Origin of the sequence: Amycolatopsis sp. NPDC004169 (genome assembly GCF_040610315.1) — a bacterium.
Taxonomy (GTDB): domain Bacteria; phylum Actinomycetota; class Actinomycetes; order Mycobacteriales; family Pseudonocardiaceae; genus Amycolatopsis.
In genome coordinates this window covers 122,365-147,697 of the sequence record NZ_JBEXMD010000025.1, presented here as the reverse complement: position 1 = coordinate 147,697, position 25,333 = coordinate 122,365, and the positions used below count along the sequence as shown (strand labels likewise).

27 protein-coding genes are annotated in these 25,333 nt (G+C 71.5%); 13 read left to right on the top strand and 14 right to left on the bottom strand.

The window, feature by feature from the left end:
• Positions 1-172 precede the first annotated feature (172 nt).
• Positions 173-397 carry an RNA-binding S4 domain-containing protein gene (locus ABZX11_RS30060; protein WP_176173628.1) on the bottom strand — a complete coding sequence of 75 codons (225 nt, stop codon included), beginning with the start codon at positions 395-397 and terminating at the stop codon, positions 173-175.
• Between the two features lie 17 nt (positions 398-414).
• Positions 415-1,215 (bottom strand): trypsin-like peptidase domain-containing protein, encoded by an 801-nt coding sequence (locus ABZX11_RS30055; protein WP_176173627.1) that lies wholly within the window; start codon positions 1,213-1,215, stop codon positions 415-417.
• Positions 1,216-1,348: 133 nt separating this feature from the next.
• On the opposite strand from ABZX11_RS30055, the gene ABZX11_RS30050 reads away from it, so the two are divergent.
• The gene (locus tag ABZX11_RS30050) at positions 1,349-2,158 is read left to right on the top strand and encodes an SDR family NAD(P)-dependent oxidoreductase (RefSeq protein ID WP_176173626.1); all 810 of its coding nucleotides are present in this window, start codon (positions 1,349-1,351) and stop codon (positions 2,156-2,158) included.
• A gap of 143 nt (positions 2,159-2,301) precedes the next feature.
• Positions 2,302-2,919: a hypothetical protein gene (locus tag ABZX11_RS30045; RefSeq protein ID WP_354919105.1), complete on the top strand. Its 618-nt coding sequence runs from the start codon at positions 2,302-2,304 to the stop codon at positions 2,917-2,919.
• Between the two features lies 1 nt (position 2,920).
• Here ABZX11_RS30045 and ABZX11_RS30040 read toward each other — a convergent pair whose 3' ends face one another.
• Complete coding sequence (locus ABZX11_RS30040; RefSeq protein ID WP_176173624.1) at positions 2,921-3,580, bottom strand: response regulator; 660 nt, start codon at positions 3,578-3,580, stop codon at positions 2,921-2,923.
• Positions 3,577-5,160: a sensor histidine kinase gene (locus ABZX11_RS30035; protein ID WP_176178009.1), complete on the bottom strand. Its 1,584-nt coding sequence runs from the start codon at positions 5,158-5,160 to the stop codon at positions 3,577-3,579. Before ABZX11_RS30035 ends, ABZX11_RS30040 begins: the two co-directional genes overlap by 4 nt.
• Before the next feature lie 192 nt (positions 5,161-5,352).
• On the opposite strand from ABZX11_RS30035, the gene ABZX11_RS30030 reads away from it, so the two are divergent.
• The 4 genes from ABZX11_RS30030 (at position 5,353) to ABZX11_RS30015 (ending at position 9,008) form a co-directional block, all read left to right on the top strand.
• Positions 5,353-6,159 carry an ABC transporter ATP-binding protein gene (locus tag ABZX11_RS30030; protein WP_176173623.1) on the top strand — a complete coding sequence of 269 codons (807 nt, stop codon included), beginning with the start codon at positions 5,353-5,355 and terminating at the stop codon, positions 6,157-6,159.
• Complete coding sequence (locus ABZX11_RS30025; RefSeq protein ID WP_354919101.1) at positions 6,149-7,036, top strand: ABC transporter permease; 888 nt, start codon at positions 6,149-6,151, stop codon at positions 7,034-7,036. Before ABZX11_RS30030 ends, ABZX11_RS30025 begins: the two co-directional genes overlap by 11 nt.
• Before the next feature lies 1 nt (position 7,037).
• A complete protein-coding gene (locus ABZX11_RS30020; protein ID WP_176173621.1) occupies positions 7,038-8,093 on the top strand; it encodes an ABC transporter substrate-binding protein in 1,056 nt (351 codons plus the stop codon).
• 219 nt (positions 8,094-8,312) lie between these two features.
• Entirely contained in the window at positions 8,313-9,008 is a 696-nt protein-coding gene (locus ABZX11_RS30015) for a G1 family glutamic endopeptidase (RefSeq protein WP_354919098.1), read from the top strand.
• Between the two features lies 1 nt (position 9,009).
• Here the strand turns inward: ABZX11_RS30015 and ABZX11_RS30010 are convergent, their stop codons facing one another.
• Both ABZX11_RS30010 and ABZX11_RS30005 read right to left on the bottom strand, forming a co-directional pair.
• A complete protein-coding gene (locus ABZX11_RS30010; RefSeq protein ID WP_176178008.1) occupies positions 9,010-9,618 on the bottom strand; it encodes a DUF1345 domain-containing protein in 609 nt (202 codons plus the stop codon).
• A 91-nt stretch (positions 9,619-9,709) separates the two neighbouring features.
• On the bottom strand, positions 9,710-12,619 hold the full coding sequence (locus tag ABZX11_RS30005; RefSeq protein ID WP_354919095.1) for an AAA family ATPase: 2,910 nt from the start codon (positions 12,617-12,619) through the stop codon (positions 9,710-9,712).
• A gap of 448 nt (positions 12,620-13,067) precedes the next feature.
• Here ABZX11_RS30005 and ABZX11_RS30000 point away from each other — a divergent pair, with 448 nt between their 5' ends.
• Complete coding sequence (locus ABZX11_RS30000; RefSeq protein WP_354919092.1) at positions 13,068-14,171, top strand: S1 family peptidase; 1,104 nt, start codon at positions 13,068-13,070, stop codon at positions 14,169-14,171.
• 98 nt (positions 14,172-14,269) lie between these two features.
• On the opposite strand, the gene ABZX11_RS29995 is transcribed toward ABZX11_RS30000, so the two are convergent.
• Both ABZX11_RS29995 and ABZX11_RS29990 read right to left on the bottom strand, forming a co-directional pair.
• Positions 14,270-14,674 carry an SsgA family sporulation/cell division regulator gene (locus ABZX11_RS29995; protein ID WP_091305351.1) on the bottom strand — a complete coding sequence of 135 codons (405 nt, stop codon included), beginning with the start codon at positions 14,672-14,674 and terminating at the stop codon, positions 14,270-14,272.
• Between the two features lie 270 nt (positions 14,675-14,944).
• Positions 14,945-15,418, bottom strand: coding sequence for an Lrp/AsnC family transcriptional regulator (locus ABZX11_RS29990; protein ID WP_176173617.1), 474 nt, complete (start codon positions 15,416-15,418; stop codon positions 14,945-14,947).
• A gap of 201 nt (positions 15,419-15,619) precedes the next feature.
• Between ABZX11_RS29990 and ABZX11_RS29985 the strand changes: the two genes are divergently transcribed.
• On the top strand, positions 15,620-16,606 hold the full coding sequence (locus ABZX11_RS29985; RefSeq protein WP_354919088.1) for a beta-ketoacyl-ACP synthase III: 987 nt from the start codon (positions 15,620-15,622) through the stop codon (positions 16,604-16,606).
• On the opposite strand, the gene ABZX11_RS29980 is transcribed toward ABZX11_RS29985, so the two are convergent.
• Positions 16,597-18,087 (bottom strand): adenylate/guanylate cyclase domain-containing protein, encoded by a 1,491-nt coding sequence (locus ABZX11_RS29980; RefSeq protein ID WP_354919085.1) that lies wholly within the window; start codon positions 18,085-18,087, stop codon positions 16,597-16,599. The genes ABZX11_RS29985 and ABZX11_RS29980 overlap by 10 nt on opposite strands.
• Before the next feature lie 63 nt (positions 18,088-18,150).
• Here ABZX11_RS29980 and ABZX11_RS29975 point away from each other — a divergent pair, with 63 nt between their 5' ends.
• A complete protein-coding gene (locus ABZX11_RS29975) occupies positions 18,151-18,648 on the top strand; it encodes an FBP domain-containing protein (protein WP_354919082.1) in 498 nt (165 codons plus the stop codon).
• On the opposite strand, the gene ABZX11_RS29970 is transcribed toward ABZX11_RS29975, so the two are convergent.
• Together ABZX11_RS29970 and ABZX11_RS29965 are read right to left on the bottom strand one after the other, a co-directional pair.
• Positions 18,645-19,457, bottom strand: coding sequence for a class I SAM-dependent methyltransferase (locus ABZX11_RS29970; protein ID WP_354919120.1), 813 nt, complete (start codon positions 19,455-19,457; stop codon positions 18,645-18,647). The two genes, ABZX11_RS29975 and ABZX11_RS29970, sit on opposite strands and share 4 nt — an antisense overlap.
• Positions 19,458-19,492: 35 nt before the next feature.
• Positions 19,493-20,182: a FadR/GntR family transcriptional regulator gene (locus ABZX11_RS29965; protein WP_176173613.1), complete on the bottom strand. Its 690-nt coding sequence runs from the start codon at positions 20,180-20,182 to the stop codon at positions 19,493-19,495.
• 43 nt (positions 20,183-20,225) lie between these two features.
• Between ABZX11_RS29965 and ABZX11_RS29960 the strand changes: the two genes are divergently transcribed.
• Both ABZX11_RS29960 and ABZX11_RS29955 read left to right on the top strand, forming a co-directional pair.
• The gene (locus tag ABZX11_RS29960) at positions 20,226-20,849 is read left to right on the top strand and encodes a GNAT family N-acetyltransferase (RefSeq protein ID WP_354919078.1); all 624 of its coding nucleotides are present in this window, start codon (positions 20,226-20,228) and stop codon (positions 20,847-20,849) included.
• A complete protein-coding gene (locus ABZX11_RS29955; protein WP_354919075.1) occupies positions 20,846-21,214 on the top strand; it encodes a VOC family protein in 369 nt (122 codons plus the stop codon). Before ABZX11_RS29960 ends, ABZX11_RS29955 begins: the two co-directional genes overlap by 4 nt.
• Here ABZX11_RS29955 and ABZX11_RS29950 read toward each other — a convergent pair.
• Both ABZX11_RS29950 and ABZX11_RS29945 read right to left on the bottom strand, forming a co-directional pair.
• Complete coding sequence (locus ABZX11_RS29950; protein ID WP_354919072.1) at positions 21,211-22,017, bottom strand: hypothetical protein; 807 nt, start codon at positions 22,015-22,017, stop codon at positions 21,211-21,213. The genes ABZX11_RS29955 and ABZX11_RS29950 overlap by 4 nt on opposite strands.
• On the bottom strand, positions 22,017-22,541 hold the full coding sequence (locus ABZX11_RS29945; RefSeq protein WP_176173609.1) for a SigE family RNA polymerase sigma factor: 525 nt from the start codon (positions 22,539-22,541) through the stop codon (positions 22,017-22,019). Before ABZX11_RS29945 ends, ABZX11_RS29950 begins: the two co-directional genes overlap by 1 nt.
• Before the next feature lie 135 nt (positions 22,542-22,676).
• Here ABZX11_RS29945 and ABZX11_RS29940 point away from each other — a divergent pair, with 135 nt between their 5' ends.
• Entirely contained in the window at positions 22,677-23,450 is a 774-nt protein-coding gene (locus tag ABZX11_RS29940; RefSeq protein ID WP_176173608.1) for a sulfite exporter TauE/SafE family protein, read from the top strand.
• On the opposite strand, the gene hisC is transcribed toward ABZX11_RS29940, so the two are convergent.
• Entirely contained in the window at positions 23,431-24,495 is a 1,065-nt protein-coding gene (gene hisC, locus ABZX11_RS29935) for a histidinol-phosphate transaminase (RefSeq protein ID WP_176173607.1), read from the bottom strand. The genes ABZX11_RS29940 and hisC overlap by 20 nt on opposite strands.
• Positions 24,496-24,641: 146 nt before the next feature.
• On the opposite strand from hisC, the gene ABZX11_RS29930 reads away from it, so the two are divergent.
• On the top strand, positions 24,642-25,271 hold the full coding sequence (locus ABZX11_RS29930; protein ID WP_176173606.1) for a dienelactone hydrolase family protein: 630 nt from the start codon (positions 24,642-24,644) through the stop codon (positions 25,269-25,271).
• The last annotated feature ends 62 nt before the right edge of the window (positions 25,272-25,333 follow it).

Below are 25,333 nucleotides of genomic sequence, written 5' to 3'. Positions count from 1 at the left end.
GGTTTGTCAAGGCGGGAAAGCGTGCCTTGACAAACCCGACCGGCGGCTGAAGGGACGCTGGGATGAGGGGCGGGGGAGGTCTGGTGACGTCGTTGGTTGCCTTGCGTTGCCGGGCGGCGGTTTTCGATGTTCGTTCGGCCGCCGGTTAGTGCCGCCTGTTTGGCTGGCTTGGTCAGCTGACCAGGACTACCTTGCCTTGGTCGGGGCCCACCGCCACTATGTCGCCGTCGGTCAGCTGGCGGCCTCGGCGGGTCTCCACCTCTCCGTTTACCTTGACCTCCTCCGCCTCGATCAGGTCCTTGGCGTGGGCGCCGTCCTCGGCCAGGCCGGCCAGCTTGAGGAACTGGCCCAGCCGGATCGGCTCTCCGGTGATGGGTACGTCGACGGGCTCGCTCATGCCCGCATCATGCCGCCTCAGGTGCGGGCCGTTGTCTGGCGGTAGAGCGCCAGTACGTCGGTGTCGAAGTAGCTCGAGTAACTCGTGTCCGCGTCGTCGCCTCCGAGCTCGAAGCCGCCGATCACCCCGATGACCGTGCCCAGCCGGGTTTGCGGGTTCTGGCCGGCGATCCACGGGCCGCCGCTGGTGCCGGTCGGGAAACCCGCGCAGTCCACGCGCAACTGGAACGTGTCCTGCCTGCTCGTGGTGTTCTGGCAGACCGCAGGCACCTCGGAGTCGTCCGGGTAGCCGGTGAGCGTGATCTGCTGCTCGAACGACGTGCCGGTCGCCAGCAGGTTCGCGCCGACCAGGCTCTCCAGGGTCTTCGTGGTGCCCGCCTGGTGCGCGGTGGCGAAACCCACGTCCAGGTCCGGGTCCGACGACGCCGTCCAGCCCGGCGCGACCAGCTCGTCCGACACCGTCCAGTAGCCGAAGGGGGCGATTCCGTCGTGGTAGCCCGGCGCGAACGTGACGCCGGTGAGGTAGCCGCCGCCCTCGCCGTTGTGGATGCAGTGGGCCGCGGTCAGCAGCACGTCGCCGCGCTCGCTGTGCACCACGCTGGCCGTGCAGTAGTGCCCGCCCTCGGCGAACAGCGCCCCGACCGCCGGGCTCGACACCGCGGGCAGGCTGGCCACCGGGGCCGCCTCGACGGTGGCCGTTTCCGGCGTCGTCGCGTCCGCGAGCTGTGCCGGCCGGGCCGCGACGACCACGACGAAAGCGGCGCCGAGCAGCACGATCGCGGCGAGGGTGAGCAGGACGGCCGGCCGCCGCACGATCATCGCCTCCCTGGTTGCGGTGCTGTCGACGAGACCACCATAGGGCGACGCACCGACACAATGAGCACACCCACAGCAAGCTCACAGCCGCTACGATTCCCTACTCGGTAGTAACACCGGACGGTCGGGAGGGCCGATGAAGCAGTTCGCGGACAAGGTCGTGGTGGTCACCGGAGCGGGCTCGGGCATCGGCCGGGCGCTCGCGTGCGAGTTCGCCCGCCGCGGCGCCCGCGTCGCGCTCTCCGACGTCGTCACCGCGAACGCGGAGGAGACGGCCAAGCTCGCCGGCGACAACGCCCGCGCGTACACCTTGGACGTCGCCGACCGCAGTGCCGTGCTCGCGCACGCCGAAGACGTGGCCGACGAGTTCGGCGCGGTCAACGTCGTCGTGAACAACGCGGGCGTGGCGCTCGGCGCGACCGTCGAGGAAATGTCGTTCGAGGACTACGACTGGCTGATGGGCATCAACCTCGGCGGGGTGGTGAACGGCACGAAGGCGTTCCTGCCGCACCTGATCGCCTCCGGCGACGGGCACGTGGTCAACATTTCCAGCGTCTTCGGCTTCGTCGGCGTGCCGACGCAGAGCGCCTACAACGCGGCGAAGTTCGCGGTTCGCGGATTCACCGAAGCACTGCGCGAAGAAATGCTGATCGCGCGGCACCCGGTCGCGGTGAGCTGCGTGCACCCGGGCGGGATCAAGACGAACATCGTGCGCAACTCCCGCAGCGGGGCCGAGGACCAGGAGAAGGCGGCGCAGGGCTTCGAGCGGATCGCCCGCACCACACCGGAGAAGGCGGCGCAGACGATCCTGCGCGGGATCGAGCGGAAGTCGGCGCGGATCCTCATCGGACCGGACGCCTACGTCATCGACGCCATTCCGCGCGTGCTCGGCTCGGCCTACCAGCGGCCGCTGGCGGCGCTCGCACGACTCGGGCTCAAGCCGTAGGAAAGCCGAATCGGTTTCACGGCGGCCGTCACGCCCTGCAGTTTCCCGCCGTCGTGTCACTCAATGGAGTTGCGTTTCGGACAGCACCGTCCGAAATGGTCCAGAATGCGTGGGGTCCCCCAGCCCCGTTCCGGAGGTCCCCGATGCTTCGCACCGCACCGCGCAGTGCGACCCGCAAGTCCAGCGACCGCACCGCGGTGGAGTTGCTGGATCGCACCGGCATCGTCGCGGCGAGCCTGCCCCGGCGCCGTCGCACCGACGACGAAGCGGCCCGGGCGGAGACGCCGATCTTCACCCGGCCGCCGGTGTGCGACCAGGACCTGCGCGAGAAGTCGGTGGTGATCCGGCGCCGCGCCCGCACGTGGCTCGGCGGCGGGGCCGCGGTGCTGCTCGTCGCGGCCGGCTGGCTGGGCGGCGGCCTCTTCACCGGCGGGCTGTTCACCCCGGAGCCGGAACGCGACGTCGCCCAGCTCGACTCGCGCCCGGCGGTGGCCGCGGCACCCGCGCCGGAACCGCCGCCGGTTCCGCAGGCGCCGGTCGTCGTCACGCCCGCGCCGAAGACCGTGTACGTGCCGGTGCCCGCGAAGCCGGCGCCGAAGCAGGCGCAAGCGCTGGCCAAGCCGCAGCCGAAGAAGCCGGCGCCGAGTGAGGACAGCGAGGCGCGGGTCGACCTGCCGTCGTCGGCCACACCGTCGACCGCCAACCCGATCCAGGCGTGGGTCGACGTCGCCGAGAGCATGATGCAGCACTACGGCCGCTGACTCAGGCCCCTGACCAGCGGTATTCGTGCTCGGGGCGGCCCGTGGCGCCGTAGCGCAGGCGCATCTGGACCGTGCCCGACTCGGCCAGCGCGGTGAGGTAGCGCTGCGCCGTCGCCCGCGCCATGCCCAGCTCGCCCGCGACCTCCGCCGCCGACAGCGGCCGCCCGGCCCGCCGCAGCTGCTCCGAGACGAGCCGGGAGGTCGCGGTCGACTGGCCCTTCGGCGCGCTCGTGCGGTCCTGGTCGTGCAGCACCCGGTACGCGCGGTCGACGTCGTCCTGGGCCAGCGCCCGGTCCTCGGCGAGCAGGCCGCGGAAGCGCGCGTACGACGTCAGCCGTTCCGCGAGCTGGCGGGTGGTGAACGGCTTGATCAGGTAGTTCAGCGCGCCGGCCCGGATCGCCGCGGCCACCGACGCGCTGTCGGTCGCCGCGGACAGCACGATCGTGTCCGTCTGCAGCTCCGGGAGCACCGCGAGGCCGGACTCGTCGGGCAGGTAGACGTCGAGCAGGATCAGGTCGGGCGCGAGCTCGCGGACGCGGGCGCGCGCCTCGGCGGCGGTGTGCGCCGTGCCGACCACCGCGAAGCCCTCGACCTCCTCGACGAACCCGGCGTGCACCCCGGCGACCCGGAAGTCGTCGTCGACGATCAGCGTGCGGATCATCCGTCCTCCGTCAGCATTCCGGGCAGCTTGGCGACGAACAGGGCGCCCGTCTCGCCTTCACCGGGGTCGGCCAGCCAGACGTCACCGCCGCGGGCGCGGGCGGCCTGCCGGGCGAGCGCCAGTCCCAGGCCGTGGCCGGGCGCGATCTTCGTCGAGACGCCTTCGTCGAACAACGTCCGCCGCAGGTCCGCCGGAACACCCGGCCCACTGTCCACAACGGACACGTGTAGCGTGCCGCCCTCGGCGAGCAGGCTGATCTCGACGGTCGCCGGCCGCCGCGGGCCCATCCGGGCGGCGTGCAGGGCGTTGTCGACGAGGTTGCCGATCACCGTGTTCGCGGCAATCGGGTCGGTCACGGTCGTGGGCACCCAGGTGTCCTCGGCGAGCTTGAGCGTGAGGCCCTTTTCCTGCGCCTGCTCGGTTTTCGCGACGAGCAGCGCCTGCAGGTACGGGTCGGCGACCGCGTCGCCCAGCTCGCTCGGCCGCGCCGACGACGAGTCCGTCAGCGTCTGCAGGTACTCGACGGCTTCGGTGTGGTGGCCGAGCTGGAGCAGGCCGTAGAGCGTGTGCAGCCGGTTGGCGAACTCGTGCCGCTGGGCACGCAGGCCGTCGGACAGCGCGCGGATGCCGTCGAGCTCGCGGGTGAGGGTGTCGAGGTCGGTGCGGTCGCGGAAGGTGAGCACGGTGCCGATCGGCCGGTCGTCCAGCCGGACCGCGCGGGAATTGATGACCAGGACCCGGTTCCCGGCCACGGCGAGGAGGTTGTCGACCGGGCGGCCCTCTTCGACGGCCTTGTGGACCCGCGGCGAAAGCGGCAGTTCGGCCATCGCCGCGCCGATCGGGAGCTCGGTGCCGAGCAGGCGTTCGGCTTCGTCGTTGCGCACCGAGACGCGGTTCGCCTCGTCGACGGCGAGCACGCCTTCCCCGATCCCGTGCAGCACGGCTTCGCGCTCGTAGAGCAGCTCGGTCAGTTCGTGTGGTTCGAGGCCGTGCGTGACACGCCGGAGCCGCCTGTTCAGCAGTGCCGAGGCGCCCGCGCCGAGCAGAAGCGCGCCGCCCGCGAACAACAGCGTGATGGTCAGCAGGCGGTTGAACGCGCCGGTCGGGTCGGCCACGTCGAAGCCGACGCTCACCTCACCGACCACCCGCCGGTGATCCGGCGTCCAGATCGGGGTCTTGCTGCGGACGGACAGCCCGAGCGTGCCGCTCTGCACCGCGCTGACCTCGTCCTCCCCGCCGAGCGCGCGGTCCGGCGGGGTGCTGACGGGCTTGCCGATCTCGCTCGGCGTGGGGTGCGCGAGCCGGATGCCCTTGTCGTCGGTGATCACCACGAAGAGGGCGTCGTTGGCCGCGTTGACCGCCAGTGCCCGCTCCTCCAGCGCGCCGCCGGGGATCTTGGCCGCGGCGTTCGCGACGACCACCGGGTCCGCGGCCACCGACTTCGCGATCGCGAGGGCCCGCTGCCCGTACTGCTCGGTGAGGGTCCGCGACAGGAGCACGCTGACCAGCGCGACGCCGATCCCGACGACGAGGAGGACCACGCCGATCTGCAGCAGCAGCACCTGCCTGCTGAACCGCATCCGCGGGAAGAGCGCCCACTTTGGCATGGCCGGGACCATACCCCCAGGTCAAGCCGGTGCGCTAAATGCGCAAAACATTCAGAACGCGCAGCTCGCGCGGAGAACGTCGACAAGCTTCACCTGGGCGCCACCCGTACTTAACGTCCCTTCCCAACGTGAGCCCCACCACGTGACGAAGGAGTCACCCCCGCCATGGTTACCCCACTGATCGAACTCACCGGAGCCACCAAACGGTTCCCGAGCGGGTCCGGTTCCGTGCACACGGCCGTCCGCGATCTGACCATGACCGTCCAGCCCGGCGAGTTCGTCGCGGTCGTCGGCCCGACCGGCTGCGGCAAGTCGACGACGCTCTCGCTGGTCTCCGGCCTGCAGCCGCCGTCGGCCGGCCGGGTGCGGGTGAACGGCGAGGACGTGAAGTCGATCCCGGACGGGGTCGGCTACATGTTCCAGACCGACGCCGTGATGCCGTGGCGCTCGGTGCTGGAGAACGTCGCCTCCGGCCCGCGGTTCCGCGGGGTACCGAAGGCCGAGGCCCGCGCGCAGGCCGTCGACTGGATCGCCAGGGTCGGGCTCGCCGGGTTCGAGAAGTACTACCCGCACCAGCTCTCCGGGGGCATGCGCAAGCGCGTCGCGCTGGCCCAGACGCTCGTCACCAAGCCGAAGATCCTGCTGATGGACGAGCCGTTCTCGGCGCTCGACGTCCAGACGCGGGCGCTGATGCAGGACGAGCTGCTGCGGCTGTGGTCCGGTTCGGGGGCCGCGGTGATCTTCGTGACGCACGACCTCGACGAGGCCATCGCGCTGGCGGACAAGGTGGTCGTGCTGACGACGTCGCCGGCCACCGTGAAGGACGTCTTCGAGATCCCGCTCGAGCGGCCGCGGAAGGTGGAGGAGCTGCGGCTGACCGAGGACTTCCGCAAGCTCTACGCCGACATTTGGGAATCACTGCGCAGCGAGGTCGACAAGGCCCGTGAGAAGGGAGCGAGCAATGTCGCTTGAGACCCCGGCGGCTCCGGCCGCACCCCTCCCCGTGCTCGAGACCGAGCAGGACATCCTGGCCCGCGCGAAGCAGGCCACCGCGCGCCGCAAGCGCAACATCTGGCTGCTGCGCCTGGCGATCGTCGTCGTCTGGCTGGGCAGCTGGGAGCTGACCGCCACGTACTGGATCGACCCGTTCTTCTACTCGAAGCCGTCGAAGATCTGGGAACGGCTGGTCGAGTGGTTCAGCACCGGCACCGACTTCGGCTCGATCTGGTACCAGATCCTGGTGACCGTCGAGGAGGCGGCGATCGGGTTCGTCATCGGCGCCATCGCCGGTGTCGTGTTCGGCGTGATCCTCGGCCGCAGCGCCTACCTCGCGCAGGTGCTGGCGCCGTTCATCAAGGCCGCCAACGCGTTGCCGCGCATCGTGCTCGCCGCGCTGTTCGTCATCTGGTTCGGGCTCGGGCTGTCGTCGAAGGTCGCGACCGTCGTCGTGCTCGTGTTCTTCGCGGTGTTCTTCAACGCCTTCACCGGCGCTCGCGAGGTGGACCGCAACCTGATCGACAACGCCCGCATCCTCGGCGCGACCCGCGGCCAGGTGCTGAAGTCGATCGTGCTGCCCAGCGCGACGTCGTGGATCCTGTCTTCGCTGCACGTGGCGTTCGGCTTCGCGCTGATCGGCGCGGTGGTCGGTGAGTACACCGGCGCGAAGGCCGGCATGGGCTTCCTGATCGCCAACGCGCAGGGCACCTTCGACACCGCCGGTGTGTACGCCGGCATGCTGATCATCACCGTCGTCGCGCTGCTGGCCGAGTGGGGGATCAGCACGCTGGAAGGCAGGCTGCTGCGGTGGCGGCCGCCGTCCGCCTCCGAAGCCGCGGTCAAGGCGGTCTGACATGCGTCTGATGAGGACAGTCGGGGTGCTGGCCGCGGTCGCGGTCGCCGCGGCCGGGCTCACCGCCTGCCGCGACTCGCGGGAGATCGCGCTCGGCACCAGCGGCCGGCCGCACATCAAGATCATGGTCGGCGGCCTGTCGAAGGTGATCTACCTGCCCGGGCAGCTGGCCCAGCAGATCGGCGCCTACCAGCGGCAGGGCCTGGACGTCGAGCTCTTCGACCAGCCGTCCGGCGCGAACGCCGAGACGTCGCTGCTGGCCGGCGAGGTGCAGGCGGTGGTCGGGTTCTACGACCACACGATCGACCTGCAGGCCAAGGAGCAGTGCATCGAGAGCGTGGTGCAGTTCGCGAACGTGCCGGGCGAGGCCGAGATGGTCGCGACGAAGAAGGCCGGCGAAGTCAAGTCGGGCGCGGACTTCAAGGGCCGCAACCTCGGCGTCACGTCGCTGGGTTCGTCGACGGACTTCCTGACCAAGGCGCTCGCCCTGCGCGGCGGCGTCACGTCGAAGGAGTACACGCCGGTCAAGGTCGGTGCCGGGCAGACGTTCATCTCGGCGATGAACCAGGGCTCGATCGACGCCGGCATGACGACCGACCCGACCATCGCGCAGCTGACGAACACGGGCCAGGCGAAGGTGCTCTACGACATGCGCACGGTCGAGGGCACGAAAGCCGCACTGGGCGGGTTGTACCCGGCGAGCTCGCTGTACATGGGCTGCGAAATCGTGAAGCGGTATCCGGACATCGTGCAGAAACTGGCCAATGCGTACGTCGAGACCCTGAAGTGGATTTCTTCGCACACACCGGAACAGGTCGCCGCGATGATGCCGCCGTCGTTCGCCGGCGGGGACAAGGCGCTGTACGTCAAGTCGCTGCGGGACAGCCTGCCGATGTTCACCAAGGACGGCCGGATGGACCCCGCCGGGGCGCAGAACGTGCTCAAGGTGCTCGGCGAATCGTCGAGCAACGTCAAGCCGAAGAAAGACAAGATCGACCTGTCGAAGACGTACACGACCCAGTTCGTGGACGCCGCGCACGCGCAGAACCAGCAGTAGCCCCGCTCACCTGACCGGGCGGTAGGTGAGCGACATGGACCCGTAAAGGCCTCTTTCCCCCGCGGAGGCCTTTACGGGTCTTTCCGCGCAATTCCGGCAAATTGGTGAGTATTTCCCGGAATGTGAAGACCCTTCGAAAGTAGCTACCTTCTTTTCGGTGCGGCTCCAACACTTGGGGACACGGTTTTCCCGGTCCCCATCGGTGAACGGAGTCCCCGCATGTCCAAAACCCTTCGCGTCCTCACGGCGATCGCCGCCGCTGCCGCCGGTCTCGCCGTCTCCGGCACCGCCCACGCCGCCGTCGAGTACGGCTCCCACTTCCATGGACACCAGTTCTCGGGCGGCAACTGGGGCGGTTACGTCAGCTTCGGCAGCTTCACCACGGCGACGGCGAGCTGGACCGAACCGTCGGTGACCTGCAACTCCACCAACGACCTGTTCGCGCCCTGGGTCGGCATCGACGGCGACGGATCGTCCACTGTGGAACAGACCGGCGTCGAGACGGACTGCTCCAGCGGGCGTCCGGTGTACTCGGCCTGGTACGAGATGTACCCGGCCGCGCCGGTGTACTACAGCGTGTCGGTCAGCGCGGGCGACCACATCACCGCGACGGTGACGCGCACCGCCACCAACACCTACCGGCTGGACCTCTCCGACACCACCAAGGGCTGGTCCAAGTCCACGACCAAGTCGCTGACCTCGAAGCACGCCTCGGCGGAGGCGATCATCGAGTCGCCGACCGACTCGTACCCGTCGATCTCCGGTGGGGTCAAGTTCACCGGCGTCAAGTTCAACGGGACGAACCTGGCCTCGACCAGCCCGTCCGGCCTGAACGCCGACGACCGCGGCACCTACACGTGGATCCCGGGCGCGATCGGCTCGGACGGCCAGAGCTTCACCATCGCGCGCCACTGACTCACTTCAGGTTGTTGATCGCCCAGGCGACGACCATCACCGCGAGCACCAGCGACACGACGGCCTGCAGCATCATCGTCATCTTCGCCCAGATCCGCAGGGGCATGACGTCGGTGGGGCTGAAGGCCGCCGCGTTGGTGAACGAGAAGTACAGGTAGTCCAGGTAGGACGGTTCCCAGTTCTGGCTCGCCAGGCCCGGGTCGGCCATCTGCGGGAACTGCAGGTCGGGGTACTCGGCCCGGCCCGCGGCCCGCCGGCCCGGACCGCCGCGGTCGAACTCCCAGTACCAGAGGGAAAAGGCGACGATGTTCGTCCAGTAGACGATCGCGCCGGTGACCAGCACGGCACCGGCGTGGTCGCCGATCGTCCCGGTGGCGATGTTGTAGACCAGGGTCACCGCGGACCCGGCGTTCACCGCGGTGACGGCGCCGACGAGCAGCAGCGAGATGACCCGTTCGACCGCGCTGAACTGCGACATCCGCCCCGGGTTGACCAGCAGCAGCGCGACGACGAGCAGCCCCGAGACCGCGGGCAGCAGCCACCGCGGGTGCAGCGCCATGTCCTCGGGCAGGATGACCTGCAGGACGAGGGTCGCGACGACGACGCCCATCGCGGGCCAGCGCGTCTCCCCGGAGGTCCGCCTGCGCCAGGCGGGAAGTGCCTCTTCTGTCACGCGCCCAAGGTAGGACGACGCCGTCCGGTTAGCCAGCCGGTGCGGTCGTCACTTCGCCGGGGAGCTTGCGGGCCACGTCCGTCCGCGAGCGGGCGCCGAGTTTCCGCAGCACCTTCGCCACGTGCTGTTCGACCGTGCGCGGTGAGAGGAACAGCCCGTCCGCGATCTCCCGGTTCGTCCGGCCCTCCGCCAACATCCGGGCCACTTCGCGCTCCCGCGGGGACAGTTCGCTCCCGTACCCCCGCCGTCCGCGTTGCGAGGGTGCCCAAGCGCCGTGCTCGCGCAGCTGGTGACGGCACCGGCCGGCGTCACGGGTCGCGCCGAGCTGCTCGTACGCCTCGGCGGCCGCGGTCAGCTCGTCGACCGCCGACCGGTTGCCCGCGGCGAGCCGGCACATCGACGCGCGTTCGCGCATGGCCGTCGCCGGGTAGGGCATCGGCAGGGCCGTGTAACCGGACGCGGCTTCGTCGAACAACGCCGCCGCGGCCAGGTGCTTGCCGCGCGCTTCGAGCAGCACCGCGCGGCCCGCCACCAGCGCGGCCGCGGCGACCGGCGCGTCACGGCCTTCGATACCCCGCGCGAACGCTTCGACCACGTTGTCGGCGTCCGGCCAGCGCTCGGCCCGCGCGTACGCCTGCGCCGCCGCCGGGACCAGCGCGGCCGCCCAGATCCAGACGCCCTTGCGCCCGGCCGCGGCCACCGCCGTGTCGGCCGCCGCGCACGCGCCGTCGACGTCGTCGGTCGCCAGCAGCACCGAGATCAGCACCCCGGCCGCCGAGAGGACCACGGGGATCGGGCCGCGGTCCGGCGCGTGCACGCTCGCCGCGGCCAGGTGCCGTTGCGCCGCGGCGAACTCCCCGCGCACGGCCGCCAGCCCGCCGAGCACCAGCGAGGACTCCATCACGATCGGGCCGAGCTCCGGGTAGCTGTCCCGCAGCTGCTCGGCGGCTTCGGCCAGGCCGGTCCAGCGCCCGCGCACCCAGTCGAGCCGGACGCGGGTGCCCTGGATCAGGCCGATCGCGTACAGCGCGCCGGCGTCGGTCGCACGCCGGACGCCCTCGGTCACCAGCCGCTCGGCGCGGTCGAGGTGCCCGGCCCACGACTGGCCGTCGGCCAGGTTGCACCACAGCCGGGCCAGCTGGACGCGCTCGGCGACGGTGCCGACGGTGTCCGACAGCGCTTCGAACTCCGCCCACGCGGAGCCGTCGCCGACGTGCGACGCGGCCGCGATCCGGTCGGCGGTCAGCGCGAGCCGCAGCTCGGGGTCGTCGAGCCGCTCGTACACCTCGCCCGCGCGGGCGCGCCAGGCTTCGTGCCACGACAACGGCGTCAGCCCGTCGATCGGCTGGGCGAGCAGGGTGATCCCGCGGGCGGCGAGGTCCGGCCGGTCGGTCAGCTCGCCGACCGCGCGCTCGACCTCCAGCCGGCCGCGGCCGAGCCCGCCGATGGTCCGGACCAGCAGCATGCCGACGCTCAGCCGGATCGACCCGCGGACCGACGGCGGGAGCGTCACCTCTTCGAGGACGCGTTGCAGCGTGCCGAGCACGTCGGGGCGGAACCCCCGCAACGCGACCTGGCTCAGCTTGCCCGCCACGCGTCCGACGTCGGCCTGCGCCGGCCCGGGCTCGGCGAGCACCGACTGCAGGAGGTCGATCGCGCGGGACGTCTCGCCGCGGGTGATCGCCTCGTCGGCGGCCGCTTCCGCGTAGTGCCGCCACTGGTCGACGCGGCCCGCGGCGCGGGAGTGCCGGGCCAGCAGCGTGAGCGGCGGCGACGGCTGCGCGGCGAGCACGCGGATCGCCTGCGCGTGCAGCAATGCGCGTTCGGGCCCGCTCACCGTGTCGTAGACCGCCTTGCGCGCCAACGGATGCCGGAAGCCGTACTTGCCGTCGCCCGCTTCGCCGAGCACGCCGCCGGAGAGGGCGTCGAGGAGCGCGGTGCGGAGGGTCTCACCGGACAGCTCGGCCAGTTCGCCGAGCACGGCGGCTTCGGCGGCGACGCCGAGCACGGCCGCCGCGCCGGCCAGCCGCACGGCGGGCCCCGGCAACGCGGCGAGCCGTTCGGTGACGGCTTCCCGCAGCAGCACCGGGACTTCGAGGTTTTCGAGCAGCCGGTCGGAGAGGACCTCGCCGACCGGCAGCCGCTCGGCCGCCTCCTTCAACGCCCGCAGCGTTTCTTCGGCCACGAACGGGATCCCGGCCGTGCACTCGTGCAGCTTCGCGGCGAAGTCGTCGGTGACCCGCGGGAGTTCGAGGATGTCGACGGCCAGCGCGCGCACGGCCGCGACGTCGAGCGCGCCGAGCGCGACGCGGGCGGAGTGGACCGCCGGGTCGGTGCGGAAGGGCGCCCCGAGCGGGCCGGGTCGCACGTCCGTGGCCGACCGGTAGGTGGCGACCACCGCCAGCTCGGGCGGCATCGAACCGGCTAGGAACCGCATGAGGTCACGGGTGTCCTCGTCGGCCCACTGGAGGTCGTCGATCAGGACGAGCGTGGGCCCGCAGGCCCGCAGGAGTTCCCGGACCGCCCGGAACACGCGGTGGCGTTCGGCGACCGGGTCGGCGAGTGGTTCGGGCTGCGGGGGAAGCGCTTCCGCGAGTTCCGGGAGCAACGGCCGCAGCACGCCGGCGACCGGGCTGAGCGGCCCGAGCGGAGCGTCGGCGACCGCGCGAAGCGCTTCCAGGACGGGCCCGTAGGGAAAGGGGTGCCGCAGCGGCTGGCAGGCGCCGGTGAGCACGCGGCCGCCGTCGAACTCCGCGCGCCGCCCGATCTCCGCGAGCAGCCGGGTGCGGCCCATGCCCGGCTCGCCTTCGATGAGGACGGCGGCCGGGCGTCTCCGCAGCACGGCGACGATGGCGTCGAGCTCGGTGTCGCGGCCGGTCAGCCGGGCGGGTCCCGACCGGACGGACACCGAGGTGGGGCGGGGGGCGGTCAGCCACATATGACCTCCTCGACGCGCACCGAAGAACTGGTGCGCGGAGCCTAAGCAGCGCTCAACCGTCCGTAAACCTTTCACCGAATACGTGGTGGGTGCTGTCGTCACACGTCCGCCTACGCCCTGTCACCGGTTTGCTGGGGGAACCGGGGGCATCGGGTCACCGAGCGTGCGAATCGGGGGCTTATCGCTCGTTCGATCGTCGCTTCACGCGTTCGAGTGGCTCGGACAACTACTGAAAGTAGTTCACGGAAACCCTACTTACGGACCTGTCCGACTGGGTGACATCGAGCGCCTCGGCCCGCCTGGAGCAGGGGATACGTCCGCGGTGAATGCGTATACGCATTCGCCGGGCGCCCGGATTGCACCGTAACGCCCACTGCGGGGACGCTCACCACGGGAGTACCACTGCGTGGCCGGTGCGGAGCCGCGCGTAACCACCTTAGGGAGAAGCATGAAGATCGCGAGACTTCTCGGTGCCGCTGCCACCGCGGTCATGGCGACGGGCGCGCTGGCCGCGACCGCCGTCCCCGCGTCGGGCCTGGACCTGCTGAACCCCGACATCGTGCCCGCCATGCAGCGGGACCTCGGCCTGACCCACGACCAGGCGATCGCGCGGCTGAAGAGCGAGGACGTCGCGACCAGGGTCACCGAATCGCTCACCGCGGCACTCGGTGACGCGTTCGGCGGCGCCACCTACAACGCCGCCACCGGCAAGGCGCACGTCACCACGACGAACGCCGCGCTGGCCGGCAAGATCCGCGAAGCAGGCGCGGAGGCGGAAGTCGTGCGGTTCAGCGCCCGCCAGCTCAACTCCACTGTGGACAAGCTGAACGCGGCCGACAAGGCGGCCCCCGCCGCGATCACCGGCTGGGGTGTCGACGACGCCACCAACCGCGTCACCCTCGAAGTGCTGCAGGGCCAGCGCGCCGCCGCGGACGCGTTCCTCGCCAAGTCCGGTGTGGACGCCGCCGCGGTGACGATCCGCGAAACGGCTTCGAAGCCGACCACCTACGCCAACATCCGCGGTGGCGACGCCTACTACATCGGCGGGTCTTCACGCTGCTCGGTCGGCTTCGCGACCACGACCGGTTTCGTCACTGCAGGCCACTGCGGCGCGCTCACCGGCGGCGGCTCGCTCACCGGGTCGAACGGCGCGGCGCTCGGCAGCTGGATCACCTACCGGTTCCCGAGCGTCGACTACGCGGCGGTCCGGACCAACAGCAGCTGGACCCCGGTCGCGCAGATGAACAACGGCACCGCGGTGCGCGGCCAGTCGAACGCCGCGACCGGCTCGTCGGTCTGCAAGGCCGGCTCCACCACCGGCTGGACGTGCGGCACCATCGGCGCCAAGAACCAGAGCGTCCGCTACGCCGAGGGCACGGTCAACGGCATGACGGCGACCAACGTCCGCTCGGCCGCGGGTGACTCGGGCGGCGGCTTCATCGCCGGCAACTACGCGCAGGGCGTCCTGTCCGGCGGCAACACGTCCGTGACGTACTTCTACCCGATCGCCGGCGCGCTTTCCGGCACCGGCACCACGCTGAAGACCAGCTGAGTCTTCCGCAGGAACAGCGAAAGGGCGGGTTTCGGGCGCCTCCAGCGCGCCCGAAACCCGCCCTCCGTTCCTCGCCGCGGGAATGGGAGGTTCAGGGGTCAGACGTTGCTGATCTCCTCGATCAGCCCGTCGACGTCGAAGTGCGCGCTCTCTTCGCCGAGCGGCACCAGTTCGATGGAGGCGTCCAGGAAGGTCCGGACGTCTTCGACCTCGAGCTCGAACGACGCATAGCCGTCCGGTGACTCGATTTCCAGGGTGAGGAAGTCTTCGTCTTCGGAGAGGTCCGGGCGGATCCGGACGTCGCCGAGGCCGGCCGGCTCGTCGAGCCCGGCGACGAGGAGGTCACGGGCGAAGGTCCACTCGATCCACCGGCCGCGCTCGGTCCGGAAGGCCACGGTCACCGCGAAGGGTTCGTGGGAGTGGTAGGACAGCCGGGACAGGACGGGCGTGGTGCTCTCGTTCAGCAGCACGAACTGGCTCTGGTGTACGGCGTCGGTGTGCACGGCCCCTCCTGGAGTCTCGCGGTCGGTTCGCGCGGCGCGAACTGTTCGGCAAGGAGATGACCAGGGCTTACGGTCATGACGGAGAAAGACTCACGTTCACTTGATCGGTTGCATCCGTCCATTGTGGTGTAACGCCGGCCACCTACCCCTTGCGCTCAGGCGGCCACCGGTGGTGACGTTTCCCGCAGCGCGACGGGCAGCTTCTTCCGCAGCACGAGCAGCGCGGGAACGGCGGATGCGCCGCTTCGGCGAGCGCCCCGGCGGGACGGCCTACGGCTCGAGCGGCAGCTCCAGCCCCACTTTCACGCGATCCATCGCCACGCTGGTCGTGAAGTGGCGCACGTTCGGGTTGTCGAAGAACATCCGCCGGGTGAACGCCTCGAAGCCCGCCATGTCCGGGCACGTCACGATCAGGACGTAGTCCGCCGTTCCGGTGACGTAGTAGCACTGCTGGACGGCGTCCTCGGCCAGCACCTGGCGGCGGAAGCCGTCGAAGACCGCGAGGTTCTCGCGCTCCATCTCGACCGTCACCACGAACGTCATGCTCAGCCCGAGCGCCTCCGGCGAGAGCACCGCCACCTCGCGCTCGATGACGCCCGCCTCGCGCAGCCGCTTGATCCGCCGCTGCACCGCCGCGGCCGAGAGGCCGACCTTCGCGCCGATCGTCTCGGCGATCGTGCGAGCGTCCGACTGGAGGCAGGCGAGGATGGCGATGTCGAGCTGGTCGAGGTCAGGTGTCCGCACTTCAGCAGGCTAACCGGCACCCCCGACCGTCCGCCCGTGATCACTTCCGGGTGACCTCGCTCACTACTCCGTTCGAGGGGAAGATGAAACAACTTTTTCCGTGAGCTGGAACACAACTGACCGGTCTACCAGGGGGTAGCCCATAGAAGTGGAAGACCAGCCGGTCGCTCCGCCAACCCGCCGGCGTGGGGAGGCTCTCCCGTGCCCGCACCTGCCGCCGTGCTGACCGGTCTCGGTTCGTGGTTGCCGACGAAAGTCCTGGACAACCACGAAATCGCCGCCCGGCTCGACACCTCGGACGAGTGGATCCGGACCCGCACCGGGATCCGCGAGCGCCGCGTCGCGGGCCCGGACGAGTCCACTGTGGACCTCGCGGTGGGGGCCGGCCGCGAAGCGCTCGCGGGCACCTCCGCCGACGCCGTCGTCCTCGCCACGTCCACCCCCGACCAGCCCTGCCCGGCCAGCGCGCCGCAGGTCGCCGCCCGGCTCGGGCTCGGCACGGCCGCGGCGTTCGACGTCAACGCCGTCTGCAGCGGCTTCGTCTACGCCCTCGCCACGGCCGCCGGCTTCATCGCGGGCGGGCTGGCCGAGCGCGTGCTCGTGATCGGCGCCGACACCTTCACCACGCTCATCGACCCCGGCGACCGCACCACCGTGCCGATCTTCGGCGACGGCGCCGGCGCGGTGCTCCTGCGGGCCGGCGACCCGGACGAGCCCGGCGCGTTCGGCCCGTTCGACCTGCACAGCGAAGGCGAGCACGCCGAACTGCTCTGGGTCGAGGCCGGCGGCGCCCGGCGGCGGCTGTCCGACCAGCCGGCCGACCGCTTCCTCGCCATGCAGGGCACGGCCGTGTTCCGGCACGCCTGCGCGCGGATGGCCGAGTCCTCCCGCACGGTCCTGGACCGCGCGGGGTGGATGGTCGGCGACGTCGACCGCTTCGTCGGGCACCAGGCGAACATCCGGATCCTCCAGGCGACGGCGAAGCAACTCGGCATGCCCGCCGACGCCGTGGTCGCCAACATCGACCGGGTCGGCAACACCAGCGCCGCGTCCATCCCGCTCGCACTGGCCGACGCCCGCGCCGACGGCACCCTCGTGCCTGGGCACCGCGTCCTGCTCAGCGCGTTCGGGGCCGGCCTGACCTGGGGTTCGACCGTGGTGCGCTGGCCGGACCTCGGTCAGCTCTGAGCGGCCGTCGTCCAGGTCGGCGTCGCCTCCTGGCGGCCGCGCAGCTCCAGCTCACCGTGCTTCTCCCAGTGCGCGGCTTCGCCCGGCAGGGCCGCGGAGACGACGGCGTCACTGGCGAGCACCCGTGCCGGGACGGCCTTGGCGAGCTCGGTGAGCCGCGCGGCCTCGTTGACCGCGTCGCCGATCACCGTGTACTCGAGCCGGCTGCTGGAACCGAGCTGCCCCGCGAACACCGGGCCGCCGGAGACGCCGATGCCGAGGTCGAGCTCGCCGGCTTCGCGCACCGCGTCCCGGATCGCCCGGGCCGCGGCCAGCGCGGCCGTCTGGGCGTCCGCGAGCCGGGTCGGGGCGCCGAAGATGCACAGCGCGGCGTCGCCCTGGAACTTGTTGACCAGCCCGCCGCGCGCGTTGACCGCGGAGACGACCGCGGCGAACAGCCGGTTCAGCTTCCCGACCAGCTCCTCCGGCGGGGTCCGGTAGGCGAGCGCGGTCGAGTCGACGACGTCGACGAACAACGCCGTGACCTCGCGGACGTCACCCGAGAGGGAGGCGCCGTACTCGAGGGCGTGCCGGGCGACCTCGGCGCCGACGTGCCTGCCGAACAGGTCCCGCATCCGCGCCTGCTCGCGCAGGCCGGCGGCGAGCTGGTTCACCGACGTCTGGAGCCTGCCGATTTCGCTGGCGTCGTCGACGTCCACGGCGATGTCGTTGTTGCCGCGCGCGATCTCGTCGAGTGCCACGCGCAGCCGGTGCAGCGGCGCCGCCACCGCCCTGGCCAGCAGGGCCGTGCCGATCGCGCCGACAGCGAGGCCGATCACCGAAAGCATGATCAGGCTGGCGGTGTGGTCGCCGGAGCCCAGCTCCGGCGGGGTGGCGACGAGCAGCACGCCGACGAGCGGGACGCCGCTGGCCAGCGCCCAGGAGACGACCAGCCGGGACAGCACGGTGACCGGCAGCGAGCCGCGCGGCGGCAGGACGTCCAGCGCGATCGTCATCACCGGCCGCGCCACCCATTCGGCCGCGAGGTAGGTGAGCCCGACCGTGGTGAGCCCGCCGAGCCCGATCACCGTGGCCATGCCGACGGCGTCGTCGGCCGAGCCGAGCGCGCCGGCGAGCGCGGTGAGGATCACGGTGCCGATCAGCCAGAGCGTGCCGCTGACCACGGCCATGTCGACCGGCAGCCGCAACGCCCGCCGCGCCTCGCTCTCCGACGGCGGGCGGCCGAGCACGAACCAGATCGCGGTGCGGCGCTGCAGCCACGCCGTCCACAGCGTCCCGGCGAGCAGGGCCGCGGCGACGATGCCGGCCGCGGTCAGGCCGAGCACCCAGCCCCGGTCGCCGACGTCGCCGGGCAGGCCCTGCAGCACGAGCAGCAGGGCGACCACACCGGAACCGGCGACACTGGAGCCGATGCCGAGCCCGGCGAAGCCCAGGCTGGTGCGCAACACCACGCGGACGTTCTTCACGGCGATCTTGCGCACGGCGTCGATCGTACGGCCGAAAATGCGTGGCCACCGCCCGTGCCCGCTGGTTACCGTCCGATCATGGAACCACTCGGCCAGGACGAGATCCGGGCCTCGTTCGTCAACTGCACGCGCGGCGAAGCCAAGGGCGTGACGCTGCCCGCCCAGCCCTCGGAAATCCCGTGGGAGCGGCGGGAGTTCCTCGGCTGGCGCGACCCGAAGGCACCCGGGCGCGCCTACCTCGTGCTGCCCCACGGCGGTGAAGTCGTCGGGCTCGCCCTGCGTGCGGCACCGCCGCCGAAGTCACGCCTGCGCAGCAACATCTGCGGCTTCTGCACGACGACGCACGGGCTCGCCGACATCACGCTCTTCTCCGGCAAGCGCGCCGGGAAGTCCGGCCGTGACGGCAACACGCTGGGCATCTACGCCTGCGGGAATCTCGGCTGCTGCCAGTACGTCCGGGGCGAGCTCAAGTCCGACGTCCCCCAGCCGTTCGAGACGCTGACGCTCGAGGAGCGCATCGCGCGGCTGGAAGAGAAGCTGCACAAGTTCGTGGCGCGCGTGCTGGAGTCGCGTTAGAAGCGGTACCGCACGATGTGCGCGGTCCGCGCCAGCGGCGGGAAGACCTTCAGCAACCGCAGCTGGAACCGGGTGATCGGCCCCATCTTGGCCAGCACGTCCGGGGTCGCCCAGTGTGCGGCGTCCAATGAGGACTCGAGGGTGAGGCCGCAGGGTTCGAGGTCGCGCGGGTCGTCGACACCCCAGTAGAGCGTCGCGCCCGCCCGGCGGACCGGGGTGTTGATCTTCTGGCTCTTGATGGCCATCCGGCTGAAGAGGTCGCAGATCAGCTCGCCGGACGGGAACTTCGCGGCCAGCCGGCGGAACAGCTCGGTGCCGGTCTCGGGCTTCAGGTACATCGTGAGACCTTCGGCGACGATCAGCGCCGTCCGGTCCGAGGGCACCTGGTCCAGCCACGCGAAGTCGGTCACCGACGTGCCGATGTGCGTCTGGTTCGGCGCCTTGTCGTAGAGCATCTCCCGCAGCTCGATGACCTCGGGGTAGTCGACGTCGTACCAGTGCGCGCTCTCCGGCGGGGCGAGGCGCTGGAACCGGGTGTCCAGGCCGCAGCCCAGGTGCAGCACGATCGCGTCCGGGTGGGCGCGCAGGTACTCCGCGGTCCAGTCGTCGATCGGCTTCGCGCGCAGGACGACCGACACCGCGCGGTCCGGGGAGATGCCGATCTTGGAGAAGTCATAGTCGATCCGGCGGACGGCGTCGTCCGCCGCCTTGTCGCCGAGGATCGGGTGGGCACTGCGGTAGTCGAGCGCGCGGCCGTAGAGCGTGGCCAGGTTGGTGGCCTTCTCTTCGGTGAAGTGGACCTTCTCCATCACGACCCCAGAAGTTTCACAATGTTGTGAAAATTCTAGCGCGTTTCCGGGTGCGCGGCGAAGTCGTGCGCGTAGGTCTTGGCCTCGACCAGGTGCTTGAGGGTCAGCTCGCGGGCCGCGGCCGGGTCGGAGCGGCGGATGGCGTCGAGGATGGCCCGGTGGTCGGCGACGGCCTTGCGGATCTGCCCGGGCAGCCGCAGCGCCGCCCGCCGCTCCTCGCCGACCAGGGCGAGCACGGACCGCAGCAGCCCGGCGACGTCGTCGTTGCCCGCGTTCTGCGCGATCACCCGGTGGAACTCGGCGTCGGCGGCGATGACGTGCAGCATGTCGCCGTCTTCGGCGGCCTGCGCCATCTCGGCGACGTTGTCCTCGAGTCTGCTGACGGTCCGCGCGGTGGCGTGCCGGGCCAGCCGCTCGGCCAGGGTGGGCTCGACGGTCGCCCGGAGGTCGAAGAGCTTCTCGACGAGCTGGTCGTGCTCGGTGAACCAGGTCCGCAGCGGCTGTTCCTGCTGTTCGCGGACGTAGGTGCCGGAGCCGGCCCGGATCTGGACGTAGCCGATGGAGTCGAGGACCCGCAGCGCCTGCCGCAGCGAGCCCCGGCTGATGCCGAGCTCCTCGCAGAGCACCCGTTCGGCGGGCAGCCTGCTGCCCGGCGGCAGGTCACCGGAGTCGATCCGCGCCCGCAGCCGGTCGACGGTCGCGCTCCAGACCTGCTCGGTGTCCACCCGCCCATCCTCTCAGCCCACGGAATTGTCGGGGGTGCCTGCCATGATCACCGGCATGGACATCTTGGGGGCGTGGGTGCAGGGCTGGGCGGTGTCGCGGGCGACGTCGCCGCCGGTCGCCGAGCCCGACGGCTACCGCGTCGACGTCGGCCTGCCCGGGCACCGGGTGCGGTACCTGCTGCGCGCGCCGGCAGCGGTGCCGGCCCGGGCGCGGGCGGCGGCCGCGCCCGGCACGTGGCTGAAGACATGCGGCTCGCGCGCCGAGGTGCTGGCGGGCCTGACCCCGGCGTGGACGGCGGGGGAAACGGAGTACCTGATGGCCGTCGAGGGTCCGTTGCCACCGGTGGCGGTCCCGCCGGGGTACGCGGTGACGGTGACCGGCGAAGGGCCGGTGTGGCGGGTGCTGGTGTCGTCCGGCGGCGAACCGGCGGCCCACGGCCAGGTCGGGGTGGCGGCCGGCGTCGCGGTGTTCGACAAGATCGAGACGGAGCCGGCGCACCGCCGCCGTGGCCTCGGCCGGCTGGTGATGCACCGGCTGGGCGAGGCGGCGGCCGCGAGCTCGAGCGCGCTGCTGGCGTCCGAAGCCGGGCGCGGGCTGTACACCGCGCTCGGCTGGCGGGTGGTGTCCGACGTCGTCCCGGCGCACGTCCCGGAAGGAGGGGCATGACAGCGCGGTTCAAAGACCTCGCCCTGGACGCGAACGACCACCAGGCGCTGGCGGACTGGTGGTGCCGGGCGCTCGGCTACGTCCGCCGCGACTCGCTGACCGGCGACACGCGCCCGGACGACTGGCCGGTCCCGATCGTCGACCCCGCGGGCGAGGGGCCGCTGATCTGGCTCAACCCGGTGCCGGAGCGGAAGACGGTGAAGAACCGCATGCACCTGGACGTCTTCGGCGACCCCGCGGAGCTGGTGGCGCTGGGGGCCACCCTGATCCGGGCGCGGGGAGGTGATGTCGACTGGGACCAGCTGGCGGACCCCGAGGGCAACGAGTTCTGCGTCTTCACCCCGCAGTCACTTCCAGAGCGCTAGAAGTTCAGCCCCGGATCCTGGGCCAAGGTCGCGAGCTCCTCGGCGGTCAACGGCAGCGGACCGGTGACCCCGATCGTGCCCCCCAGGTGGACCACGACGTAGCTGCCGTCCGCCCGGAAGTCGGTCACCGTGATGCTGTGCTGCAGCGTGCCTTCCCGGTCGGTGGTGTCCGCTTCGGACGTCATCAGGATCCCGCTGGTGCCGACGGCGGTGTAGCGGCAGGTCGTCGAGGGGCTGATCTGCGTCTTCATCACCGCGCACAGCTGCCGGGGCTGGAACCGCTTCACCGGGTTGGTCGGCACGTACACGTCGACAGCGAGGTAGTAGCCGGTGTCTTCCGGCCCGCCGTGCTCGGTGATGCCCACCCCCCGCTGGCTGGTCGGCATGATGCCGCCGAAGTGGCCGGTCGTGAGGGAGTCGCGCCGGATCGGCTCGCCGGGCGGCAGCATCTCCGGCAGGACCGCTTCGAGGTGCTCCGCGATCTGCGGGGCCCGGGCGCCGATCCGCGCGTCGGTCGGCTGGGGCAGCTCGCCGGTGCCCGGCGGCCACCACCGTTCCCCGGCGGGCGGTGACGGCCGGGGCGGTACCGCCGGCTGGACCGGGACGCCGGGCACGGGCCGGGTGACCGGGATGGCGACGGCGGCGGCCGCGGCGATGACGACACCGGCGCAGGCCAGCAGGATCGTGCGACGGCGGTGCCGTCGGCGGGCGACCCGGGTGACGACCTCGTCGGGGTCGAACCCCAGTGGCGGTTCGGCGCGCACGGCCGCGATGAACTCGCGGGCCAGCATCTGCTCGTCCATCACAGCTCGCTTTCTGCCAGCGCATCCGGGAAGGCGCCGCGGAGGGTCCGCAGCGCCCTGGTGGCCTGGCTCCGGACCGTGCCCTCCGAACACCGCAGCTCACGGGCCACTTCGGCGACCGGCAGGTCGCAGAAGTATCGCAGCACCAGCACCGCCCGCTGCCGGGGCGCGAGCGCCGCCAGCGCCGTGGCCAGTTCGGCACGCAGGCCGGCGTGCTGCTGGAGCACGGCCGGATCCGCCGCAGCGTCCTCGACCTCGGGCACCGCGCCGGTGTGCCGCTCGGACCGCCGCCACGGCCGCCGCCGTTCGTCGAGCCAGCAGCGGGTCAGCGTCTGCCGCGCGTAGCTCACCGGCCGGTCGGTGCCGCGGACCCGCGGCCACGCGCCGTACAGCTTGTGCAGCGTGGTCTGGACGAGGTCTTCGGCCAGGTGCCAGTCGCCGCACAGCAGGTAGCCGTACCGGCGCAGCGGCACGGCGTTGTCCCTGGCGAACTCGCGAAACCGATCCTCGTCGGCTGCCCGCATCGGGCCTCCTTCACTTCAGGTACGGCTTCTTACGCGGCGGCCGGCCGAAGCGCTGCATCGCCGTGAGTGTCTGACCTGACACATCTGCCGCGCGGGAGCGGCCCACGATGCTTAGGCTCCGCACGTGATTGCTTCATGACGTGGTGGCACGCGCTGATCATCGTGGTCGCCGGGATCTGGGCGGGGACGATCAACGCCGTCGTCGGCTCCGGGACGCTCGTCACCTTCCCGGTGCTCGTCGCGCTCGGCTACCCGCCCGTGACCGCCACCACCTCGAACGCCATCGGCCTGGCGCCCGGCACGCTCAGCGGCGCCTGGGGGTACCGGCACGAGCTCGAGGGCTACTGGCCGCAGACCGCGAAGTTCGCCGTCGCGTCCTTCCTCGGCGCCATCGGCGGCACCATCCTGCTGCTCTCGCTGCCGAAGGACGCCTTCGAAGCCGTCGTCCCGGTGCTCGTCGGGCTGGCCGTGATCCTCGTGATCATCCAGCCGAAGGTCTCGAAGTGGGTCGCCGAGCGGCGGGAGCAGAACGGGACCGAGCACAAACCCGGGCCGCTGCTGATGTTCCTCATCTTCCTCATCGGCATCTACGGCGGGTACTTCACCGCCGCGCAGGGCGTGATGCTGATGGCCGTGATGGGGATGCTGCTGTCGGAGCCGCTGCAGAAGCTCAACGGCGTCAAGAACGTCCTCGCCGCCGTCGTGAACCTGGTCGCCGGGCTCATCTACGCGTTCGTCGCGCCGGTCAGCTGGGCCGTCGTGCTGTGGCTGGCGGTCGGCTCGACCGCCGGCGGCTTCCTCGGCGCGAAGATCGGCCGGAAGCTGCCGCCGGCGGTGCTGCGCGGCGTGATCGTGGTGATCGGCGTCGCCGCCGTCGTCCAGCTCGTGGTCAAGCAGTTCGCGAACTGAACTCGCGGGCCGCGGCCAGGAAGAGGTCGTTCTCCTCGGGCGTCCCGATGGTCACGCGGACACCGTCGCCGGCGAACGGGCGGACCACGAGCTTGCGGTCCAGCGCGTGCTCGGCGAACGGGACGGCCTGGTCACCGAGCGGCAGCCAGACGAAGTTCGCCTGCGTCTCCGGCACCCGGTACCCCGCCGCCAGCAGGGCGTCCCGCACCCGCCCGCGCTCGGCGACGATGTCCTGGCAGCGGGCCAGCAGCTCGTCGGCCGCGTCGAGCGACGCCAGCGCGGCCACCTGGGCCAGCATGTTCACCGAGAAGGCCACGTACACCTGGCGAAGCGCGTCCGCGATCGGCTCGGGCGCGACCGCGTAACCGACGCGAAGGCCGGCGAGGCCGTACGCCTTCGAGAACGTGCGGAGCACCATGACGTTCGGCCGGCTGCGGGTGTACTCGACACCGTCGGGCACCTCGGGGTCGGTGACGAACTCCTTGTAGGCCTCGTCCAGCACGACCAGCACGTGCTCGGGCACCGCGGCCAGGAACCGCTCCAGCTCGGCGCGCCGGACCGCCGTCCCGGTCGGGTTGTTCGGGTTGCAGACGAAGACCACGCGCGTCCGGTCGGTGATCGCCGCGAGCATCGCGTCGAGGTCGAGCTCCTGGCCCTCGGTGATCGGCACCTTCACCGAGACGGCGTTCGCGACCTGCGTGACGATCGGGTACGCCTCGAACGAGCGCCAGCCGAAGATGACCTCGTCGCCGGGCGCGCACACCGCCTGGATCGTCTGCTGGCACAGGGACACCGAGCCGCAGCCGATCGCGACCCGCTCCACCGGCACGTCCAGCTCGCGCGCCAGCCGTTCGCGCAGCGCCTGCGAGCCGGTGTCCGGGTAGCGGTTGATCCCGGCCGCGGCCGCGGCGATCGCCTGCGCGACGCTCGGCAGCGCGCCGCCGGGCACCTCGTTGCTCGCCAGCTTGATCGCGCCTTCGATCGTCCGGCCGGGGACGTATTTCGGCAACGATTCGAGATCGGCACGCGGGGACACGGACGGCATCTTCGGCGCTCCTGGAAATCGACGGGACGACCCGCTCACCGTATCTTTTCCGCCCGCCGCCCCGCGACTCCCTTCAAGCGGTCCCATCGCGGCGACCTGCGTCACCGGGCTTCCTCCCGTTCACCTCCAGGTGGTTGGGTGAAGCAATGACGTCGACCTCCACCGTGGACTACCAGCGCACCGACGGCCGGACCCTGCGCCTGACCTTTTCGGAACCCGAAGGCGCGCTGCGCGGTGGCTTGGTGGTGCTCCACGAGGCCGACGGCGTCACCGACGGCGTGAAACTGCTGCTCGCCAGCCTCGCCACCGAGGGCTGGCTGACCGTCACCCCGCACCTCGAGAACGACCGCCTCACCCAGCAGGACCTGCTCGACGCGACCGACCTGACGCTGGCCTGGCTGGTCGAGCGCGGTGTCCAGGCGGACCTGCTCGGCGTGATGGGCTTCGACCTCGGCGGCACCGCGGCGCTGGTCGTCGCGTCGCACCGCAAGCTCGGCGCGGCGGTCAGCGTCGGCGGGCAGCAGGCCGCGGAGCTGCCCGCGCTGGTCGAGATCGCCGGGAAGCTCACCAGCCCGTGGCTGGGCATGTACGGCGACGCCGGCGACGAGGCGGGCGGCGCCGACGTCGAGCGCCTGCGTGACGCCGCCGCGTCGGCGAAGGTCGCCACCAACGTCGTCCACTACCCGGGCGCGAACCACCGCTTCGACGCCGATCCGGGCGCGGCCGCGGAGGCCTGGCAGCGCACGCTGAACTGGTTCGACGCGCACCTGCGGTGAGTGTGGCCGGGCCACATGCTTCCCCGGGTTTCCGTGTCGGTTCCGACCACGGTGACTTCCGG